Source organism: Paraburkholderia sp. MM5496-R1, from assembly GCF_050436205.1.
GTDB classification, from domain to species: domain Bacteria; phylum Pseudomonadota; class Gammaproteobacteria; order Burkholderiales; family Burkholderiaceae; genus Paraburkholderia; species Paraburkholderia tuberum.
The window spans coordinates 1426047-1445428 of sequence record NZ_JBNDLT010000003.1 but is presented as its reverse complement, the minus strand read 5'-3'; the positions used below and the strand labels follow the sequence as shown (position 1 = coordinate 1445428).

21 protein-coding genes are annotated in these 19382 nt (G+C 61.3%); 10 read left to right on the top strand and 11 right to left on the bottom strand.

Annotation, left to right across the window (positions count from 1 at the left end):
* The first annotated feature begins 332 nt into the window (after nt 1-332).
* The 5 genes from OKW38_RS32930 to OKW38_RS32910 are packed head-to-tail and all read left to right on the top strand — an operon-like array spanning nt 333 to nt 4901.
* Nucleotides 333-1496 carry an acyl-CoA dehydrogenase family protein gene (locus OKW38_RS32930; protein WP_429364964.1) on the top strand — a complete coding sequence of 388 codons (1164 nt, stop codon included), beginning with the start codon at nt 333-335 and terminating at the stop codon, nt 1494-1496.
* Nucleotides 1497-1545: 49 nt separating this feature from the next.
* Nucleotides 1546-2022: a MaoC family dehydratase gene (locus OKW38_RS32925; protein WP_429334462.1), complete on the top strand. Its 477-nt coding sequence runs from the start codon at nt 1546-1548 to the stop codon at nt 2020-2022.
* A gap of 2 nt (nt 2023-2024) precedes the next feature.
* A complete protein-coding gene (locus OKW38_RS32920; RefSeq protein WP_429364963.1) occupies nt 2025-3278 on the top strand; it encodes a CaiB/BaiF CoA transferase family protein in 1254 nt (417 codons plus the stop codon).
* A 38-nt stretch (nt 3279-3316) separates the two neighbouring features.
* The gene (locus tag OKW38_RS32915) at nt 3317-4081 is read left to right on the top strand and encodes a glucose 1-dehydrogenase (RefSeq protein WP_018425530.1); all 765 of its coding nucleotides are present in this window, start codon (nt 3317-3319) and stop codon (nt 4079-4081) included.
* 43 nt (nt 4082-4124) lie between these two features.
* Complete coding sequence (locus OKW38_RS32910) at nt 4125-4901, top strand: enoyl-CoA hydratase-related protein (protein WP_184032198.1); 777 nt, start codon at nt 4125-4127, stop codon at nt 4899-4901.
* A gap of 67 nt (nt 4902-4968) precedes the next feature.
* On the opposite strand, the gene OKW38_RS32905 is transcribed toward OKW38_RS32910, so the two are convergent.
* The 5 genes from OKW38_RS32905 to OKW38_RS32885 all read right to left on the bottom strand — a co-directional run bounded on the left by OKW38_RS32905 (nt 4969) and on the right by OKW38_RS32885 (nt 10831).
* On the bottom strand, nt 4969-5604 hold the full coding sequence (locus OKW38_RS32905) for a hypothetical protein (protein ID WP_429364962.1): 636 nt from the start codon (nt 5602-5604) through the stop codon (nt 4969-4971).
* Nucleotides 5605-5673: 69 nt separating this feature from the next.
* On the bottom strand, nt 5674-6411 hold the full coding sequence (locus OKW38_RS32900; RefSeq protein ID WP_429364961.1) for an enoyl-CoA hydratase: 738 nt from the start codon (nt 6409-6411) through the stop codon (nt 5674-5676).
* 19 nt (nt 6412-6430) lie between these two features.
* Entirely contained in the window at nt 6431-7591 is a 1161-nt protein-coding gene (locus OKW38_RS32895; protein ID WP_429364960.1) for an acyl-CoA dehydrogenase family protein, read from the bottom strand.
* Between the two features lie 77 nt (nt 7592-7668).
* Nucleotides 7669-8880 carry an acyl-CoA dehydrogenase family protein gene (locus OKW38_RS32890; protein ID WP_184061978.1) on the bottom strand — a complete coding sequence of 404 codons (1212 nt, stop codon included), beginning with the start codon at nt 8878-8880 and terminating at the stop codon, nt 7669-7671.
* Nucleotides 8881-8899: 19 nt separating this feature from the next.
* On the bottom strand, nt 8900-10831 hold the full coding sequence (locus tag OKW38_RS32885) for an AMP-binding protein (RefSeq protein WP_429364959.1): 1932 nt from the start codon (nt 10829-10831) through the stop codon (nt 8900-8902).
* A gap of 323 nt (nt 10832-11154) precedes the next feature.
* Between OKW38_RS32885 and OKW38_RS32880 the strand changes: the two genes are divergently transcribed.
* Nucleotides 11155-11319, top strand: a complete 165-nt coding sequence (locus OKW38_RS32880; RefSeq protein WP_244168806.1) for a hypothetical protein — start codon at nt 11155-11157, stop codon at nt 11317-11319.
* Nucleotides 11320-11406: 87 nt separating this feature from the next.
* Here OKW38_RS32880 and OKW38_RS32875 read toward each other — a convergent pair whose 3' ends face one another.
* Entirely contained in the window at nt 11407-12384 is a 978-nt protein-coding gene (locus tag OKW38_RS32875) for an NAD(P)H-dependent flavin oxidoreductase (RefSeq protein ID WP_429334470.1), read from the bottom strand.
* A gap of 193 nt (nt 12385-12577) precedes the next feature.
* Between OKW38_RS32875 and folE the strand changes: the two genes are divergently transcribed.
* Entirely contained in the window at nt 12578-13213 is a 636-nt protein-coding gene (gene folE, locus OKW38_RS32870; RefSeq protein WP_429364958.1) for a GTP cyclohydrolase I FolE, read from the top strand.
* Nucleotides 13214-13304: 91 nt separating this feature from the next.
* Here the strand turns inward: folE and OKW38_RS32865 are convergent, their stop codons facing one another.
* From OKW38_RS32865 to OKW38_RS32845, 5 genes are all read right to left on the bottom strand, one after another.
* Nucleotides 13305-13847, bottom strand: coding sequence for a nuclear transport factor 2 family protein (locus tag OKW38_RS32865; protein ID WP_184032187.1), 543 nt, complete (start codon nt 13845-13847; stop codon nt 13305-13307).
* 11 nt (nt 13848-13858) lie between these two features.
* Complete coding sequence (locus tag OKW38_RS32860) at nt 13859-14173, bottom strand: hypothetical protein (protein WP_429364957.1); 315 nt, start codon at nt 14171-14173, stop codon at nt 13859-13861.
* Nucleotides 14170-14367: a hypothetical protein gene (locus OKW38_RS32855; RefSeq protein ID WP_090808729.1), complete on the bottom strand. Its 198-nt coding sequence runs from the start codon at nt 14365-14367 to the stop codon at nt 14170-14172. The genes OKW38_RS32860 and OKW38_RS32855 overlap by 4 nt, the downstream gene beginning before the upstream one ends.
* Before the next feature lie 282 nt (nt 14368-14649).
* Nucleotides 14650-15435 (bottom strand): SDR family NAD(P)-dependent oxidoreductase, encoded by a 786-nt coding sequence (locus tag OKW38_RS32850; protein ID WP_090808728.1) that lies wholly within the window; start codon nt 15433-15435, stop codon nt 14650-14652.
* A 151-nt stretch (nt 15436-15586) separates the two neighbouring features.
* Entirely contained in the window at nt 15587-16486 is a 900-nt protein-coding gene (locus OKW38_RS32845) for a LysR family transcriptional regulator (RefSeq protein ID WP_090808726.1), read from the bottom strand.
* A 229-nt stretch (nt 16487-16715) separates the two neighbouring features.
* Between OKW38_RS32845 and OKW38_RS32840 the strand changes: the two genes are divergently transcribed.
* The 3 genes from OKW38_RS32840 to OKW38_RS32830 all read left to right on the top strand — a co-directional run bounded on the left by OKW38_RS32840 (nt 16716) and on the right by OKW38_RS32830 (nt 19351).
* Nucleotides 16716-17144 (top strand): carboxymuconolactone decarboxylase family protein, encoded by a 429-nt coding sequence (locus tag OKW38_RS32840; protein WP_008917662.1) that lies wholly within the window; start codon nt 16716-16718, stop codon nt 17142-17144.
* Nucleotides 17145-17217: 73 nt separating this feature from the next.
* Nucleotides 17218-18168, top strand: coding sequence for a phytanoyl-CoA dioxygenase family protein (locus OKW38_RS32835; RefSeq protein WP_429364956.1), 951 nt, complete (start codon nt 17218-17220; stop codon nt 18166-18168).
* 265 nt (nt 18169-18433) lie between these two features.
* Complete coding sequence (locus OKW38_RS32830) at nt 18434-19351, top strand: NmrA family NAD(P)-binding protein (protein WP_429364955.1); 918 nt, start codon at nt 18434-18436, stop codon at nt 19349-19351.
* The last annotated feature ends 31 nt before the right edge of the window (nt 19352-19382 follow it).

Sequence of the window (19382 nt, the reverse complement as noted above, 5' to 3'; positions counted from 1 at the left end):
TCGGGCCAAAATGGAACCAATAACCGAACACTGTTCCAAATCTTAAACGCACTGGGAGCGCGCTGTCAACGCCGGGAAAGCCCTGCCGTGCCCCGCCGTACAAGGCTGAAACTACATCCCGACCAAATTCCCGACGCACCTCGGACAAACCCGCGGGAGCCGGTTTCAGCGCTTGACGATCACCCGGCCCTTCGTTTAATTTATCGAACATCGTTCATAAACGTGAAGACTTCGAATGTGATCAGGAAGTGGTCGGCGGGGGCGACGTATCCCCAGTCCGGAGACGAATCCGGGGGGCCGGCCCGAAAAAACCGTTAGCAAGAGAGCTCGAAGTGACATACGAACTAACAGACGACCAGCTTCAGATCCGCGACCTCATCCGTCGCGTCGCACGGGAGCGCGTGGCGCCGCGGGCCGACGAGATCGACCGTACGGCCGGGTATCCGCACGACATGTACGCACTGCTCAAGGAACTCGGCCTCTTCACGTTGCCGTTTCCTGAAGCGTATGGCGGTGCCGGCAGCGTGATGTCGGCCTGCATCGCCGTCGAGGAGTTCGGGCGGGTTTGCTACAACACGGGCTATCTGCTGGTCGTGCAATGGACACCCTTCGGAGCGATTCTCGAAGGCGGCACCGAAGAGCAGAAGGCTCGCCTGCTGCCGGGGCTCGCCTCCGGTGAGTTGCGCGGTGCGCTGTCCATTACCGAGGCTCAAAGCGGCTCCGACGTTTCGGGCATTCGCACGACAGCGCGCCGCAAGAACGGCGGCTATGTGCTCAACGGCTCAAAGATCTGGTGCACGAATTCGCATATCGCCGACTTCATTCTCGTCGCCGCCAGGACGCTCGACGAGGAAGGACAGGCGCTGGGGATCAATCTTTTCATCGTCGGTCGCAACACGCCGGGCCTGACGATCGGCAACGAAGAAGACAAGATGGGCGCGCGCGGCGTGGCGTCGTGCCCCCTTTACTTCGACGATGCCTTCATCCGCGCGGAAGACCGTCTCGGGCCGGAAGGCGGCCAGGGGTTCAAGGTGGCAATGGAGGCGCTCAACACGAGCCGTCCCATCGTGGCCGCGCGCGCGGTTGGCATCGCGCAGGGCGCGATCGATCACACCGTCAAATTCATTCAGGACCGCGTTGCGTTCGGCCAGAGCATCAGCAACTTTCAGGGTGTGCGCTGGATGATCGCTGACATGGTCACCCAGACCGAGGCCGCGCGCCAACTCGTCTATCGCACGGCGTCGCTCGTCGATGCGGGCGTTAGCGGCCGTGAACTCGCCCCAATGGCGGCGATGGCGAAGATGTTCGCGTCGGATGTCGCCATGAAGGTCGCGACCGATGCCGTGCAGCTATTCGGCGCCGCAGGCATCTCCAACGAGTACCCGATCAACCGTTATTTCCGCGACGCGAAGGTGGTGCAGATCATCGAAGGCACCAACCAGATCCAACGCAACATCGTCGCGGACAGCGTGCTAGGCCGCATCAAGAAGAACTGACAACGACAGCTCAGCTAACAGCCGAGCCGACAACGACAGAGGACAGGCAATGGAAGAAATCGAAACGGTTGGTCTGGGAATTCACTGGGAGGACCTGCCCATTGGACGCAAGTTCAAGACCGTGGGCCGCACGGTGACCGAAACGGATGTCGTGAATTTTGTTTCGGTGACAGGCATGCTGGAAGTTCTGTTCACCAACACCGAGTTTCTTCGCGAGCAGTCGGCCATCAAGGGGCGCGTCGCGCCGGGCGCGCTGGTCTTCACGTTGATGGAAGGGCTGCTCACGCAGGCCACCATGCAGGGCGTCGGCTTCGCGTTCCTCAACATGGAACTCGACATCAAAGGCCCGACCTATGTGGGCGACACGATTCACGTGGAATGCGAGGTGATCGAATGCAGGCCTAGCAAGGGGCGCCCCGGACTTGGGCTGGTGCGCACCCGTAACCGCGTGATCAGGCAGGACGGCACGGAAGTGATGGTGTACACGCCGCTCAGACTCGTTAAAGGCAAGGACTACAAGGCCTGAGCATGGAAAATCCCCAACAGCCCCTCGAACCGGCGACCGGCCCGTTAGCCGGTGTCCGCGTGATCGACCTGACCATCAACGTGCTCGGTCCGGTCGCCACGCAGCTACTCGGCGACATGGGCGCGGACGTCATCAAGATCGAACCGCCCGAAGGCGACCAGAACCGCAAGAATGGCCCTGGCCGCAACCCCGACATGGCAGTGTTCTATACGATCATGAACCGCAACAAGCGCAGCGTGATCCTGAACCTGAAGCAGGCCGAATGCCGCGAAGCGCTGCTCAAGCTCGTCGAGACCGCCGACGTCATCGTGCACAGCATGCGCCCGAGTGCCGCCGAGCGCCTCGGCATCGACTATGAAACCGTGCGGGCGCGCAACCCACGCATCGTGTACGCGTCGGGTGCCGGCTATCGAATCGACGGACCCTACAAGGACCGCCCCGCTTTCGACGACGTGATTCAGGGTGAAACCGGCATTGCCGCGATGAACCGCGACGCGGACGGCTCGCCGCGATACTTCCCCACCGTGATCGTCGACAAGTTCTGCGGCTACGTGCTGGCGTCGTCGATCGGCATGGCGCTCTATCACCGCGAGCGGACCGGTGTCGGCCAACTCGTCCACGTGCCGATGTTCGAAACGATGCTGCAATTCAATCTTTTCGAGCATCTTTGGGAAGGTGCGCTGGGCTCCAATGACGGAACCGGCCTGGGCTATCCGCGCATGTTCTCGCCGCACCGCCGGCCCTATGCGACAAAAGACGGGCATATCTGCCTGCTCGCCGTGAATAACGAGCAATGGCGCCGCGTGCTGTGCGCAATCGGTGCAGCGCATCTGCTCGACGACCCGCGCTTCCAGCACATGGCCGAGCGTATGCGCAACATCAGCGAGCTGTATCGCATCGTCGGCGACGCCATCCGCAACAAGACGACTGCGGAATGGAATGCGATCTTCGCCTCGGCGGACGTGCCGCACGGTCCCGTGCGCGACCTGAAAGACCTGATGCACGACGCGTACATCAAGGAGACCGGGTTCTTCCAGCGCTTCGAGCACCCGACCGAAGGCGACATGGTCATGACCTCGATACCGGTGCACTTCTCCGAGTCGCCCGGCAACGTTCGCTATCTGCCGCCGAATCTCGGCGAGCACAGCATCCAGGTTCTGGTCGAAGCGGGATATAGCGCGGACGAAGCGAGCGCGCTCCTCGCCCTGGCCACAGGAAGGGGCGAAGCCATATCGGAAGCGCTGAGCAAGGATTAACTGGCGCGGCAGCGCCTCGCACATCACGGAGGGAATCAATGAAGGGGCTCAAGGAGAAGGTCGTCGTCGTCACTGGCGCGGCAGGTGGGATCGGAACCGCCATCAGCAGACGATTCGGCGACGAAGGTTCGACCGTCGCGCTGTTCGACCTGAACGAAGAAGGCGCCGTGCGTGTCGCGGCGGAAATCGAGGCGGCGGGCGGCAAGGCGCGAGCCTACCGCGTCGACATCACGGATCACGAAGGTGTGCATGCTGCGGTGGCGAGAGTCGAGGAAGAACTGGGACCGATCGAGGTTCTCGTGAACAACGCCGGCTGGGACATGGGTGCGTTCTTCCTGCAAACCGAGAAACCGTTCTGGGACAAAGTGGTGGCGATCAATCTGTACGGACCGCTGAACATGCACCATGCCGTGCTGCGACGGATGGCCGAACGTGGCCGTGGCCGCGTCGTCAACATCTCGTCGGATGCGGGACGCGTGGGCTCCTCGATGGAAGCGGTGTACTCGTTCTGCAAAGGCGGCCTCATCGCCTTCACGAAGACGATGGCACGCGAAATGGCCCGCCAGATGATTCCCGTCAACGTCGTTTGCCCCGGCCCGACCGCGACGCCGCTTCTCGACAACCTCGCGCAGGGCGAGAAAGGCGAGCGCATCAAGGCCGCCCTCGTGAAGGCCGTGCCGTTCGGCCGCATGGGCGAACCTGGCGACATCCCGGGCGTGGTGGCCTTTCTCGCGAGTGACGACGCCGCGTTCATCAGCGGTCAGGTCATCAGCGTGTCGGGCGGTCTGACGATGGCTGGATAAACGGCAGCGCGAACGCAATCAATCAACAACATTGGAATACGACATGGAATTCAAGGACATCGGCTATCAGGAGGCGGACGGGGTCGCGACGATCACCATCAATCGCCCGAAGGTGTACAACGCATTCAGCGCCAACACCGTTGAGGAGCTCATCAAGGCCTTCGGCCTCGCGGGATGGAACAAGGATATCGGCGTCGTGGTGCTCACGGGCGCCGGCGACAAGGCGTTCTGCACGGGCGGCGACCAGTCCGGCGACGGCTACAACGGGCGCGGCACCGTCGGTCTGCCGATCGAGGAACTGCAAAGCATCATCCGCGACATTCCGAAGCCCGTGATCGCACGCGTGAACGGCTATGCAATCGGCGGCGGCAACGTGCTGGTGACGCTCTGCGATCTCGCCATCGCTGCCGAGACCGCGGTCTTCGGTCAGGTCGGCCCGAAGGTCGGGTCGGTCGATCCGGGCTTCGGCACCGCCTACCTCGCGCGCATCGTCGGTGAGAAGCGCGCGCGCGAAATCTGGTACCTGTGCCGCAAATACAGCGCGAAACAGGCGCTCGACTGGGGTCTCATCAACGCCGTCGTGCCCGCGGAACAACTCGACGCCGAAACGAAGAAGTGGTGCGACGAGATTCTGCAGATGAGCCCTACCGCTATTGCGCTCGCCAAGCGCTCGTTCAATATCGATACCGAGAACATCCGCGGCATCGGCGCGTTCGCGATGCAGGCGCTTGCGATGTACTACGACACCGACGAATCGAAGGAAGGCGGCAATGCGTTCCGCGAAAAGCGCAAGCCGGAGTTTCGCAAGTACGTGAAGTGACCGGCGGAAATGCCGGCGGGGCGACGCTCGGCTCGGCGTCGCCCTTTGCGCATACGCGCGCCGAAGTTCAGTATTTGCGGAAGTTCACGCCGACACGCGTGCCAAGCCCCGGGAGCCGGTTGATGGGGCGGCTGCCATGCTCCGGGGCGGCTTCGCCCCATGCGAACCACACGTCAGGCTCGCGCGCGTCGCCCACGCGCCGCCAGCGGCCGTCCACCTGCGGATTCCTGAGCGTCCCGAGACCGACCAGACGCCCGCGCGGATCGGGCATGAACGCCCACTCTTCGCCGAACGCTGAGTAACGGATGCCTTCCTGCCAATACCCATTCGCGCCGAAATCGATGGTGCCCGTCACGTCATAGGTAAAGCGCACCTCGCCCTTCTCGTTGCCGAGAATCGCGAAGCCGAACATGTCGTTACCGAGCGTGAAGTGCCCGAAGTCGATGCTGCCATCCTTATAACGCGTCGCCCACGTGTACCAGACGCGTTCCAGCTTCTCCCGCACCAGCGCATCTTTCGTCTTGTAGATCTCGCCGCCTGCGTTGACGACTGCCGCGACATACCGTGCGTGGGACACGCGCGGCCCAAGACCGCCGCAAAGTAACGGGTGACGAATGCCGAGCGCACTGGCATAGCCAATGCCGCGACTCGATCCGGTGACGATTGCGACCTTGTCCGTGAGGTCAAAAAGCGATGAGGGCATACGTACTCCACAAAAATGGAGGCTTGTCGATGAAAGCCCTCGCGTCGCGCGCTTCGCTCAGGCAAGCGATTATTTCCCCACCTGCCACGCCATGCCGCCGCTTTGCTTTCTTTGCGCCAATGCCGCCTTCTCGATCCGCAACGCCTCTTCCAGCGAAGCTAGCGCACCCTGATCGATCACGCGCTTGACCGTCGCGACGAGCTCGGGTCGGCGGCTCGCAATCGTCTTCGCTAGTGACGCTGCCCGCTCCATCAGTTGCTCGTGGCTGACCACCTCGTTCACGAGGCCGATGCGCAACGCCGTGGCGGCGTCAATCGGATCGCTCGTCAAGCTGAACTGCTTCGCCCACCGCGGACCCACGATATACGGCAACCTCGCGGTCATGCCGCCCCCCGCGAGCGCGCCGATTTTCGTGTGCGTGTCGGCAAAGCGCGCACGCTCGGACGCGATGATGAAATCGCACCCGATTGCAAGTTCCAGCCCGCCTGTAACGGCGGCGCCGTTGACCGCCGCGATTACCGGCTTGGTGATGCGCGGCCACATATCGATCATGTCCGCGACCCGCGTGCGCGGCGCATCGGGCGCGGAAAAATCATTCAGGTCGAGCCCAGCACAAAAGGCCGGATCGGCGCCCGTCACGATAAGGACGCGCAGGCTTTGGTCCGCTTCGAAACGACGCAATGCGTCGACCAGCGCTTCGGTCAATGCGAGGTTCAGTGCGTTGCGGGCCGCGGGCCGGTTCAGTGTCAACGTGAGAACCGTTCCGTCACTCTGCACGCCGAGCAGATCGGTTGCATTTGCGTTCATGGCAATGCCTCGAAAGGGTTCACGCCGCCGCGACCATTGCCTCGTGCTGAATCTGGCGTGCGTAGCGATTCAGGTGGTAGTCCGTGTTGCCGAACAATGCGTCGAGCACCAGATGACGGCGATAGTGATGGCCCACCTTATATTCATCCGTGATGCCGTAGCCACCGTGCAACTGGATACCCTGTTGCGTGACGAACTTCGCGCCACGAGTGGTCTGTGCCTTGCAGCCCGAGATTTCGACGCTCCGGTTCTCCCTGTCCTCGCTGATAGAGAGCAACGCACGGTGCAGTGTTGCGCGCGCCTGCATCGCTTCGATCGCCATGTCGGCCATCCGGTGTTGCAGCGCCTGGAAGCTGCCAATCGCCACCCCGAACTGCTTGCGCGTTTTCAAGTACTCCGCCGCGAGCTCGATAGCGTCTTCCATATCGCCCACCAGTTCGGCACAGATCGCAACGACCGCTTCGTCAACGGCGGCCTGCAGTCCTTCGAACGCTCGCCCAGCCTCACCCAGAACATTCGATTCCGCGACGATCACACCATCGAGCAGCAAGTCGGCAGATGGCGTGCCGTCGAGCAACGCGCAAGTCTTCAGCGTCACGCCTGCCTGCTTCGGATCGACGACGAAAACCCCGATGCCGTCCGTGGCATCGGCTGCACCCGCCGCGCGCGCGACAACAAGCAGACGGTCTGCAACGGGCGCTCCAACCACGAGCGTCTTATAGCCGTCCAGCCGCCACGACCCGTCCTCTGTCTTCTTCGCGGCGGCCGTCACGTAATGCACCTGACCCCGCGCTTCACGTTCACTGTGCGCGACTGCATAGACAGTCTCGCCCGAAACGATCTCGCCAAGTATCGCCTCGCGCTGCCCGTCTCGCCCGCAGCGCGTGACAAGCGACGCAGGAAACACACCACACATCACGTATGGTTCCAGCACCAGCGCGCGCCCGATCTGCTCGGCCACGATGGCGCTTTCGACTGACGAGAAACCGAGCCCGCCCAATTCATCCGGCACCGCGACACCGAGCCAACCCATTTCGCCGAACCTACGCCACGTCTCGCGCGAAAATCCGCCTCCTTGCGAAGCAAGATTGCGACGATGTTCGAACGTATAACTCTTTTGCAAGAAGCGTTGCGCGCTTTCCTGCAACATCCGCTGTTCGTCGCTCAACTCGAAGTCCATGCTGCACCCTCTTTATGCCGGCAATTGATGCGATCCCACGTCTCGGGATCGAAGACCGTTCGTGACTCGATATGGCGTCAAAGATCGAACAGTGCTTTGGCGATGATGTTTCGCTGAATTTCGGCCGTCCCGCCATAGATCGAGCAAGCCCGCCGATAGAAGACCTCTGCCGCCAGGCCTGGCGCGTATTCAGGTCCGATGAACTGGGCTTCGCGCAGCTCTCGCTCTTCATTCGGATCGGGATAGAACACGGCGCCGTAATCGCCGATCACCTCCAGCAGCATCTCCGTGAGCTTCTGATGGAGTTCAGATCCGCGCACTTTGAGCATGGATCCGATCGCCATACCGCCACTGCGCTCGTCTATCCCTTGATGCAGGATTTTCTGCACCGCCATGTCGATCGCGCGAACCTCCAATTCGTGCTGCGCGAAACGTGCCGCAAACGTCGGATCCTGGATCAACGGCTTGCCGGCCATCCGTTCGCGCGAGGCGTAGTGCCGGATCTTGCGCAGATACCGCTTGAGGGCAGGCGCTTCAGCGCCAAGAAACGCCCGCTCGTTAAACAGCAGAAACTTGGTGTATCCCCACCCCTTGTTGACCTCGCCGATAAGGTTTTCAGCGGGCACACGTACGTTGTCGTAGAAGACTTCCGCCAGATGATGGCAGCCATCGAGTGACGCGATCGGCCGTACGGTAACGCCCGGCGACGACATGTCGAGCAGCAGGAAGGAAATGCCCTTTTGTGGCTTCGCTTCGCTATCCGTGCGGACCAGCACGAAATTCCATTGGCCGTAGGCGCCGAAGCTGGTCCAGATCTTCTGTCCATTGACGATGTAGTGGTCTCCATCGAGAACCGCCGTCGTACGTAGCGATGCAAGATCGGAACCCGAGCCCGGCTCTGAAAAACCCTGTACCCAGAACACTTCACCACGCTGGATAGGAGGAAGAAAGCGCCGCTTCTGCTCTTCGTTGCCAAACTCGCAAATCACGGGTCCGACGAGCGACACGCCCGCCTGATTCTGTATCGGTGCGCCTGCCAGATAGCATTCTTCCTCGAAGATGTAACGCTGCATCGCGGTCCACCCCGTGCCGCCGTCAGCAACCGGCCAATGCGGCACCGACCAGCCGTGCGTTTCGTGCAAGATGCGCGTCCAGCGCTGTGAATCGTCGTCACCTGCCAGAAAGCCCTGCTGCCCGCGAAAGGCCAGGTCGGCCGGCAAATGCTCGTTGAGGAACGCACGAACTTCTTTGCGGAACGCGATGTCCGCGGGATCTACGCGAAAATCCATGGTTTAGCTTCCAGCGTTTTCAGTACGTTGAACCGCGGCGCGCGCCTCGATCTGCGCCCGCTGCTGCGCCAGCGTTGCCGACCAATGTGCGCGGCGTGGGCGGCACGCAATAAAGCTCGTCCACGACACCGCGCCGTCGCTCGAGCACATTGCGTTGGCTGATTGCGCTCTTTGCACTCAATTCGCCGTTATCGAGCGTCGGCTGCTCGCTTTCGAGCACGATGCGCGCAATGCGCGTAGAGCTGCCGCCAGGACGCGCGGCGAGCTGGTCGAGTCCGGTCTGGAAGAACGCGCGCACGCCGCGGCTGTTGACGATCTGGTCGGCGCCCGGCATCGGATCGTGAAGGTCGTCGCAAAGCGCGCGGCACGCTTCGATGTCAGGGAAGACGAGCGCGCTCAGGTAGTCGCGGTCGTGCCCGGCAATCACGATATCCCGCGCATACGGGCCCCACACGTTCAGCGCGTACAGTCGCAACTCGGCGACGTTGACCCAGGTGCCCGAGGACAGCTTGAAATTTTCCGCAATGCGTCCGTCGAAGCGCAGTCCCAGTTCGAGGCGCTGCGGGTCGATGAACGTTGCTGCGTCACCGGAGCGGAAATAGCCTTCCTCGTCGAACGCGGCGGCGGTGCGCTCGGGATCTTTCCAATATCCGGGCGTCACACAGTCGCCGAGGAAACGGATTTCCAGCTTCGCGCCGACCGGCGCCACCTTCACTTTGACGCCGGGCACGGGCAACCCCGCAATCGCTTCGCGTCGCGGATCCCAGGCCGCCGATAGCGGCGTTGGGCCTGCTTCCGTGCTGCCGATGCCCGACATGATGAGCACACGCTGGCCGATGGTACGCACCGCGAGCTCGTCGAGTTGAGCCCAGACGTATTTCGGCAGACTTGCGCCGCCGTAGTAGATGAGCGCGAGTTTGCTAAAGAATTTCTCGCGCAGTGCCTTGTCCGCCTGCAGATGCGGAATGAGCGAGGCCAACCCTTGCGGCGTATTGAGGTAGACCGCCGGCGCGATTTCACGCAATGCCTGCACCGTCGGGCCAATTTCCTCCGGCGTTGGCTTGCCTGGGTCCAGGTAGTAAGTCCCCCCGCCGTACAGCACCATGCCGAAGTTATGCGTGCCGCCAAAAGTGTGATGCCAAGGCAGCCAGTCGACGAGATCCGATGGCCCGTCCTGAAGAAACGCGAACACCTGGGCGACTTGCTGTCGATTGCTGCACAACATGCGCTGCGGATAGATCACGCCTTTCGGTGCGCCTGTCGTTCCCGAAGTAAACATGATCTTGCCCACCGTATCCGGGCCGACTGCCTTGAACGCCTTGTCGACGTCGGCTGTAACCGGCGTCTTCAGCCACTGCGCGACGCGCGAACCGCCACGACCCTCCGGCAACGGACCGACGACGACACATTCCACGTCGCCGAACACCTCACGCAATGCGCGGCCATACTGCGCGCCGTCCTCCGCGAAGACGAGGCCGGGCGTGCATACGGCCGCGAGTTGCCTGAGCTTCGAAAAGTCCTGCGATAACAGCGAATACGCGGGCGTCACCGGGATATAGGGAATCCCGACGTGCAATGCGGCGAGCGCGAAGAGCGCGTGTTCAAAGCTTCGATCGGAGAGAATCATCAACGGACGAGACGGCGACAATCCTCGATCGAGCAGCGCCTGCCCCAGCGCACGCGCACCGTCGAACGCCTGGCGGTAGGTCAGAGACTCCCATGACTTGCCGTCCGGCGTCCGCCGCGCAAGCAACGCGCGCTCGGGCGTGACGCTCGCCCAGTGTTCGAGCCGCTCCGTCAAGCGGACGGGATACGCCTGGAGCGGTTCCTTCAGTTCATACACCACGCTTCCGTCTGGCCTTCGCTCGACGATGGCATCCATGCTGCCGACGCGAATCGGGCGAAACGGCACATCCATCAGGGCGTCGTGCGAAGCCGTACCTGCATCCATCTGAGTCGTCCTGTTGTTATCTGGCAAGTCATGTCCCGCGAGCGCTCGCATCGCCTTCCGATACCTGGAAATGTTGCGGGCCAAGTTCAACCAATAATTGAACGTCGATCATATTTCTGAACAAGAATAACGCGAAATCCCAACCACGTCTATCCGTTGTCACCCACGAGGAAGGCCTGATAGCACACACGCAATCTGGCGCGAATGACGCGCGCAATGTCCGGCACGATCGCAGCCTTGCGCATCGCACAACAACGTGGACAGAAAACAAAAATTGCGCTAATTTCTGAACGCCATTCTCATTGTTAAACACGACACCGGAATTGCTCGATGGCGATTTGCTGACACTGCCGACCGGTTCGATCGACGACTGGCTGCGTCTTGCTTATACCGATGTTCCCGAAAGGCTCTGGCCAGCGGCATCCCGGTCGCTGCTGGCGCATCTCGAACGACTCGACGAACAACGTCGTCCGACTTCGCAGGCCTGATTGCGATCGTCATGCATGCATCGGCTGCCACGCCCGCTAAAACCGAGGGCGCGGGCGGCCTTGTTCGACGGCCGTCTTGTTGCGGACTCAGCTCTCTTCTACAAGCGCGGCCAGTCGGCCATGAATGAGTGCGCGCGCCTCGCCGACCATCCGACTCACGAGTTCCGCGCAGGTGGGAATATCCTCGATAAGCCCGATTGCGAGGCCAGCCGGAAACGTTCCGTCTTCGGTGTCACCCGTCTCGTACACTCGCTTACCGCGCTCACCGCTCACCAGCGGCTTGAGATCCGCAAACGTCACACCCTCTTTTTGCTCGAGTTCCAACACCTGCTCCGCTACCGAATTCCTGAAGATACGCGACGTGTTCTTCAGCGTGCGGAAGATCAACGCCGTATTGCGCTCGTCATGCTCTACGAGCCTGCGCTTGACGTTCTCGTGAATCGGTGCCTCCCGCGTTGCCATGAAGCGCGTACCCATATTGATCCCATCCGCGCCGAGCGCGAGCGCGGCGACCATGCCGCGCGCATCGGCAATGCCGCCTGACGCAAGCATCGGAATATGCAGTTTCGCGGCCGCGGCCGGCAACAGGATCAGATTGGGCACGTCGTCCTCGCCCGGATGTCCGGCGCACTCGAATCCGTCCACGCTCACGGCGTCGCAGCCCAACGCCTCCGCTTTCAGCGCGTGACGCACCGACGTGCACTTGTGGATGACCTTGATTCCCGCAGCCTTGAATGCGGGCATATATGGCTCGGGATTGCGTCCCGCCGTCTCGACGATCTTCACACCGTTCTCCACGACCGCTTGCACGTACTCGTCGTACGGCACTGGCTTGATGGTCGGCAGAATGGTCAGGTTGACGGCGAACGGCTGATCCGTCATTGAGCGAACCCGAGCGATCTCGTTGCGCAGCGCCTCGGGCGTGGGCTGCGTCAGAGCAGTGATGGTGCCGAGCGCACCGGCGTTCGAGACGGCGGCGGCAAGTTCAGCGCGACCCACCCACATCATGCCCCCTTGAACAATGGGGTATCGAATCCCAAGCAGCTCTGTAATGCGCGTTTTCATGTGCTGATCCTTGTGTAAGTGCAACCTGATCTTTCGACCGGCAATGGTCGAACGCCGCGTGCGAGGCGCACCGTTCGTTTGTATTTACGAACACTGTGCAATTATATACACTTTCTCGATATCACCGACACTCGTGTGCCGCATTCGCGGACGCCAATGCGATTGCACGAGGCATGAATGATCAGGAGAGTTGATGAACAAGCGAGACAATCAGATTGGCGCTGAGGAAGTGTCGATTCGCCCCACGCCGGACGAGGCGGAACAAGCCGTGCGCACGCTGATCCGATGGGCCGGTGACGATCCCGAAAGGGAAGGTCTCATTAAAACACCTGCACGCGTCGCGCGCGCATACCGCGAGTTCTTCTCGGGCTATGACTCCGATCCGATGCAGATTCTCGCCACCACGTTTTCCGAAGTGGATGGCTACGACGAGATGGTGGTGCTAAAGGACATCCGTTTCGAGAGCTACTGCGAACACCATATGGTGCCTATCATCGGACGTGCGCACGTTGCCTACTTGCCCGAGCATCGCGTGGTCGGCATCTCCAAACTCGCGCGCCTCGTCGATGTCTATGCCAAGCGCCTACAGATTCAGGAGAAGATGACCGTTCAGATCGCCGATGCGCTGAACACCGTGCTGCAGCCGAAGGGAGTCGCTGTCATTCTCGAAGCCGCGCATCAGTGCATGAGTACGCGAGGCGTGCACAAGCCCGGCGCATCGCTGGTGACGAGCCGAATGCTGGGCGCATTCCGTGACGATCCTTCCACCCGCCGCGAGTTTCTGTCGATTGTCGGTCACAGCACGATTGCGCCATTACCCAATAGCTGAAAGCCAACGTCGGCTTGCTGCCGACGTTGGCTTTCATGGCAAATCGATGCTGGTATCCGTGGCAAGCGTCGTAGCAGGCTTGCGTCTGGCCTTAAACCTCGCTGGGTTGGCGCGTCTTTAAAGGCCGTTCGTAAGAGACGTCTTCACGATTTCGTGCACTGACGCCATTGCCCATCAGGATTTCTCGCCACGCAGTAGGCACTTCCGCAGGAGTCAGTTCGTTGATCGCTTCGGAGATGCAGACGCGGGCGGCAATCGCCCACACGCCATCACGCTTTTCGAAGCGGTCGATATAGCGCCCCACCGCTAGCGTGTCTGGCTTGACGCGATTTTCTCCGAAGAAAAGCCAGTACGTCTCCCCGTGCGCCTCGTCGCCCTGCAATTCGACGCTGTGATTGAACACCATATGGTGGTGCGACAACTGATGCTCGGTATGGTACGCAAAGGCCCAGTCAACGAATTCCTCTGCATCCCCGACGAATGCGCCGTGGTCGTCGATTGCGTCCGGATGGTACGCCGACAGCGTCAACTTCCGGTCCATGCGATCGACCCCGCGGCAATAGCGGTGTACGCATTCGAGTATGTCCTGCTTATCCAAGAGTGCTTCGACGCGCGCGCTCAGTTCTTCATTCATGGCTTCTACCGTTAGATAGTCATGGCGACAAAAAAGACGACCGCACCGATCACGGCGCCAATGAAGCAACAACCCTCGCCTGTCGACAAATCGGCTTCCTGCGCCCGCGCACGGCTCGCAATCGCACATCCGACGATGCCCGCCAATGCCGTCGCCCCGAGCACGGCAAACATCATCACGACGTCGAAGAGTGCGGACCGGCCTAGCTCTTCCATGCGCACATCGCGTTGCAGCAGCCAGACCGCCGCCGCCGAAATCGACAGGAGAATGAGTGGGAGCCATACTCTACGCGCTTCCCGAGCGCTCTCGCGAGTCAGCGTTTTCATCGCGCCCGGCCCTCCGTCCGCAGCTTGCCCAGAGCACGAGGCGCCACCGCGCCCAACACGCGCGCCGCCCAATTCGATTGTTTTGCGCGAGCCGATTCGTCCGACGACGGAGCGCCCTTTTCAGCGCGCTGGCGACGATAGTCGTACGTATAGTCCGCAAGAGGACCACGTAAATCGCTGTCGAGAAAGTACATCGCATGTCTCCGATCAGGCTTATGCCTCTCGGGCGCTTGCATGGCGCCTCTTGATGAACATCCTAGGCCACGGAATATGGTTATGCAACAAGTCGTTCAATTAATGGCGTCGGTGTTTTCACTACCCGACAAGGCACAGACCGACGCGCATGCGCGAGCGCCCGCGGCACACATGGACGTGTGTGCGAACGGGTCGGCAATCAATCGGGGAAAGGGAATGGCAGCGCCAAGCCGCGTTCTCGACGCAGCTTAGCGATTCGAAAATGACACGCAGACGAGTGATCAGGAGACCTGGAAGCCGCCGTCGACAGCGAGAAGCTGACCGGTGACGTAGTCCGATGCCGGCGACGCGAAAAACAACACTGCCCTGGCGATATCGGAGGCGACGCCGATGCGGCCCAGCGGCATGCGGCCAGGTTGGGTGATCGGCCCGTGAGCCTGATGAACCTTCGTCGATGCGGCCGCGCCCTCGGTTGCCACGCCGCCGGGCAGTACTGCGTTCACGCGAATTCCGTCTGCTGCGAATTCGAGCGCTGCCACCTTGGTGAGGTTGTTGACGCCCGCCTTCGACGCGCCGTAGTCACCGTTGTCGAAAATCACCGGCTGCAGCGAAGCCACCGACGAAATATTGATAATGGAACCGCCGTTTTTGGCACCTTGCATTCGCTTGATCGCTTCGCGCATGCAGAGGAAGGTGCCGCGCAAGTTGATGCCGAGCACCTTGTCCCACTTTTCTACCGACGTCTCGACGAATTTCGTCTTCGGATAGATGCCCGCGTTGTTCACGAGAATGTCGAGGCGCCCAAGTTTGGCCTGCACCGTTTCGTACATCGCAAGAATCGACGATTCATCGCTGATGTCCACTTTGATCGCGATAGCCTTGCCAGACGCACTTTCGATTTGGCTGGCCGTCTGCTGCGCCGCTTCCTCATTCAGGTCCGCCGCGACCACCGCCGCGCCGGCCGACGCCAGCAGCAAAGCCGTCTCGCGGCCGATGCCTGAGCCTGCCCCTGTTACCACCGCCACTTTCTGATCGAGATTGAAAAGACTCGCCACATTCGTGCTCATTGCTCCTCCTTTGGCTCGCCGCGCGAGCGGGTGATTTTCTGAACGTCATTCGCAAAGATAAACACACCACTTTGGCGTGTCAAGATGAACGAGAAGCGGATGACGAAAGGAGCAGCATGGACGAAGCTGCCGAGCAGTGCGATTGCGCGTATCACCCCGCCGCCGGCGACGCGATATCGCGCATGATGTCGAGCATCGAACGGTGGTAGGGCTTGTGAGGTCTATCGGCCCACACCAGCGACACCTCAGTTTCGCCTGAAGCCGGAACATCCTCGATGTCGACGAAGGCGACACCCTCCACGGGCAGGTATCGCGCCGAGTCCAGCATCAGACCGATGCCCAGTTCATGAGACACGAGGTTGAGCATCGTGTATGGATGGCGCGCTTGCTGGGTCACCCGCGGCGACAGCCCCGCCTCGCGGCGCGCTGTCTCGAACGCAGCGAACAGCGGCTGCGACATCTGCTGAGGGAACATGATGAGCGGGTATCGCGCGAGATCCGCGATACGAATTGAAGGCTGCGCCGCCACGGGCCACTTCGCCGGAACCGCGGCCACCACACGCAGACGCTCGATGACCACGCTTTCCAAACCGGAGACGTCCGCCGAGCTGGTGACTACCACGCCCAGGTCGATGCTGCCGTTTTTCACGCTGGCGACGGTCAAAGCACTGCCGCGCTCGATCAACCGGACGTCAACGCCCGGCCATTGCTTGCGAAGCCCCTGAATGGCTAGCGGCATGATTCGCAGCGCACACATCGGCACGAACGCTACGCTCAGGCTCGCCAGTTCGTCGGCGGCTTGCCGCACGCGCCGCTCGGCCAACTCCGCTTGCGCGATCAGCGGCTTCGCTTCCGCGAGCAACGCGGCTCCGGCGGCTGTGAGCGAAACGCCTCGCGGTGTACGTTCGAGCAGCTTGATACCGAGCTGCTCCTCCAGCCGCATGATCGACTGGCTGAGCGGCGGCTGCGCCATGCCCAGGCGCGCAGCCGCACGGCCAAAGTGCTGGGTCTCCGCGACCGCAACGAAGTGTCTGAGATGCCGCAATTCCATGACGTGATATGGCTTTGATATCGGGTGTCCCCAGCATATTGCCTTTGTCCCGTTGCGGTGCACTACGGACGAACCCTGGTCATATCGGGTGCGCACTATCTTGACGTCCAGCACCGTTCAACATACATTTTAGAATGTCGTTCTACAATACGAATGATGATCAAGGCGGCTCGGGTGAGTCGCATCCGCTATCAATAGCCGCGCCGCCGCGGTTAAACAGGAGACACAAGTGAAGAGCCTCGAAGAAAAACTTGCCTATGGTTTAAAGGTATTCGGCGAAATCATGGGTGAAGACAAGGCAGCCGGCTTACGGGCCGCAAGCGAGTCCACCGGCTTCGGATCCGACATTTCACGCCTTGCCATCAACTATGCGTTCGCGGATGTCTGGGGCGACGACAAACTCGAGCGCAAGCAGCGCAGCCTCGTCACGCTGGGCATTCTCATCGCGAGCCGGCAGACGCTCGAACTGAAGAACCACGTCCGCATTGCCGTGCGCAACGGTCTGAGCGCACGCGAACTCGAAGGGGTGCTGATTCAGGCGCTTCCGTATGCCGGGTTCCCCGCCGTCGCCTCCGCTACCACGGCCGTTCTGGAGACACTGCGGGAACTTGGCATCGACACCACGACCCGCACTTCGGAAGAACGCGGATTGCTGTGAGCCGACATCGGAGCGCCCCCGCGACCCAAAGAGACAATCTATGAGCACACCAGGCGTGGATATCGTGCCGACGATGCGCGAATTCAACGTTTCCAATGGCCTGCTCGGCAATCACGCCGAGTTGCAAGAGCGCTGGAACGAAGACGGCTACCTGTTTTTTCGCGACGTTCTCGACCACGAGCCGCTGGAGCGCATGCGCGGTCTGCTTGTTGATCACCTCGACAGCAACGGCTTCGTGGACCGCAACGACCGAGACGTGCGATGGACTGGCAAAGACCGCGAAAATTTCAGCTTTTTTCCCGTGAAGGCGATGAACGAGCAGCGTGCGGCACGCACCGTGATGGAAGACCCCGCAGTTCGTGCGTTCTTTCAGCGGCTCTTCGGCGTACCGCTTTATTGGGTACCTTTCACCGAATACCGCACGTCGCCGCCCGCTATCGACAAAAGCCGCACACGGTTCGACTTCATTCATGAAGATGCGATCTACAGCGACCGCCTCGATTTCATTATCTGCTGGATTCCGCTCAGCGATATCGATGCGCGAGTCGGCGGATTGGCCGTCGCGGAAGGATTGCATAAGCTTGCGTGCCTGCACAGGAAGGACGGCGACAAGATCGTTCCCATCGATCTCGCGAGCGTGCCAGAAGACGCATGGCGCCGCACGAACTACCGCTTGGGCGACGTCCTGTTGATGAGCCGACGCACGCCGCACTCTGGTCTCAGCAATCATTCGGACCGTTTTCGTCTGTCACTCGACACGCGCATCCTGCCGCACGGCGGAAGTTTCCCGTTTGAGCCCCGGCTGCCCTATGTGGGCACGCTGACGTCGATCGCATCGGACCAGATCGTCGTGCGCGACGCGCATGGTGAACATGTGTTGCGATTTGACGACACGAGTTATCTGCGCGGCCTCCAGGGCAACCGCCTGCGCGCAGACGAAATTGCCGGGGTTTATCAGCCGGGATCCGAGGTGATCGTTGCACATGAAGGCGGCCTCGTTCAAACGCTGCGCCCGCAGCATTGATCGTCGTGTCAGGCGCAAAGACGAAGCTTCGTCTTTGCGCCTCGCGCCATTCGCCTTGCCCTTTGGCCTGGCAATTCCGAAGCATCGATCATGGGCAGCCTTTGCTCGCGGTTTTATGAACATCGTGCTAATATCGGAACGATACGCTTGTGAACAACCAGGCCGCGAGCCTGCAATGGCTGTCACAGGGTTAGCGGCGTCGCGCGCAAGCCGCCCAGGCGTGACACGCCTGGCCAACGTCTAACGTTCGACCTCGGGACAAGTCATGATCGATTCATCCGCCGCGGTACTCGTCATCGGCGCCACTGGCGCACAAGGAGGCGCCGCGGCTCGCCATCTTCTTGCGGCTGGACGCAAGGTACGCTTCCTGACACGAAATCCGGACTCGCCGGCTGCGCGTGCACTCGTCGACATGGATGCGCAGGCGCTACGGGGAGATCTGGACGACCGCGACTTGCTCGCAAAAGCGATGGAGGGCGTCGGTTCCGTCTTCTCCGTTCTCCTGACTGATTTTGATCGCAGCGACAGGGAGCGCCGCCAGGGTTTTGCGCTCGTCAACGCAGCGCGCAACGCGGAGGTCCCGCAGTTCGTTCACACTTCCGTGGCGCAGGCCGGCAATCATGAGACGTTTCCTGGCTGGAGCGAGAAACGTTGGAACCGAAAATACTGGACGGACAAATGGGACGTGGAAGAGGCCGTTCGCGCCGCGGGCTTCGAATCGTGGACGGTCTTGCAACCGGCATTCATGATGGACAACCTCGCTGAGCCGAAAGCGGGCGCGATGTTTCCGCACCTGCGCGAAGGCTTGTTGCTCAGCGCGTTGCTACCCGACGCCCGACTCGACTGGATTGCCGCCGACGACGTGGGCGCGCTCGCGGCCAGCGCGCTAAACGATCCGCAACGCTGGCACGGTGAGACCGTGCCGCTGGCGTCGGAAAAGCTCACGATGTCTGAAGTTGCGAATCGCCTGAACAACGTTCTGGGCGCACAGATCAACGTTTCGCACGTGTCACCGGATGAAGCCCGAGCAAAGGGTCTCGCACCCGGATGGGTGAATGCACAAGAATGGATCAACGCGGTCGGGTACCGCGTCGATATCGATTCGCTTTCCAAACGTGGTGTCCAGCTCACCCCGATGGTGGACTGGATCGATGCGAATCGACAGCACATCGTACTCGTATAGCTGGTCGGTGGACCGCGTGTGCAAGCCTCAG

Coding starts and splice junctions, on each gene's coding strand:
- OKW38_RS32925 (WP_429334462.1), top strand. CDS start 1,546: ATGGAAGAAATCGAAACGGTTGGTCTGGGAATTCACTGGGAGGACCTG.
- OKW38_RS32920 (WP_429364963.1), top strand. CDS start 2,025: ATGGAAAATCCCCAACAGCCCCTCGAACCGGCGACCGGCCCGTTAGCC.
- OKW38_RS32915 (WP_018425530.1), top strand. CDS start 3,317: ATGAAGGGGCTCAAGGAGAAGGTCGTCGTCGTCACTGGCGCGGCAGGT.
- OKW38_RS32910 (WP_184032198.1), top strand. CDS start 4,125: ATGGAATTCAAGGACATCGGCTATCAGGAGGCGGACGGGGTCGCGACG.
- OKW38_RS32905 (WP_429364962.1), bottom strand. CDS start 5,604: ATGCCCTCATCGCTTTTTGACCTCACGGACAAGGTCGCAATCGTCACC.
- OKW38_RS32900 (WP_429364961.1), bottom strand. CDS start 6,411: ATGAACGCAAATGCAACCGATCTGCTCGGCGTGCAGAGTGACGGAACG.
- OKW38_RS32895 (WP_429364960.1), bottom strand. CDS start 7,591: ATGGACTTCGAGTTGAGCGACGAACAGCGGATGTTGCAGGAAAGCGCG.
- OKW38_RS32890 (WP_184061978.1), bottom strand. CDS start 8,880: ATGGATTTTCGCGTAGATCCCGCGGACATCGCGTTCCGCAAAGAAGTT.
- OKW38_RS32885 (WP_429364959.1), bottom strand. CDS start 10,831: ATGGATGCAGGTACGGCTTCGCACGACGCCCTGATGGATGTGCCGTTT.
- OKW38_RS32875 (WP_429334470.1), bottom strand. CDS start 12,384: ATGAAAACGCGCATTACAGAGCTGCTTGGGATTCGATACCCCATTGTT.
- folE (WP_429364958.1), top strand. CDS start 12,578: ATGAACAAGCGAGACAATCAGATTGGCGCTGAGGAAGTGTCGATTCGC.
- OKW38_RS32865 (WP_184032187.1), bottom strand. CDS start 13,847: ATGAATGAAGAACTGAGCGCGCGCGTCGAAGCACTCTTGGATAAGCAG.
- OKW38_RS32860 (WP_429364957.1), bottom strand. CDS start 14,173: ATGAAAACGCTGACTCGCGAGAGCGCTCGGGAAGCGCGTAGAGTATGG.
- OKW38_RS32855 (WP_090808729.1), bottom strand. CDS start 14,367: ATGTACTTTCTCGACAGCGATTTACGTGGTCCTCTTGCGGACTATACG.
- OKW38_RS32850 (WP_090808728.1), bottom strand. CDS start 15,435: ATGAGCACGAATGTGGCGAGTCTTTTCAATCTCGATCAGAAAGTGGCG.
- OKW38_RS32845 (WP_090808726.1), bottom strand. CDS start 16,486: ATGGAATTGCGGCATCTCAGACACTTCGTTGCGGTCGCGGAGACCCAG.
- OKW38_RS32835 (WP_429364956.1), top strand. CDS start 17,218: ATGCGCGAATTCAACGTTTCCAATGGCCTGCTCGGCAATCACGCCGAG.
- OKW38_RS32830 (WP_429364955.1), top strand. CDS start 18,434: ATGATCGATTCATCCGCCGCGGTACTCGTCATCGGCGCCACTGGCGCA.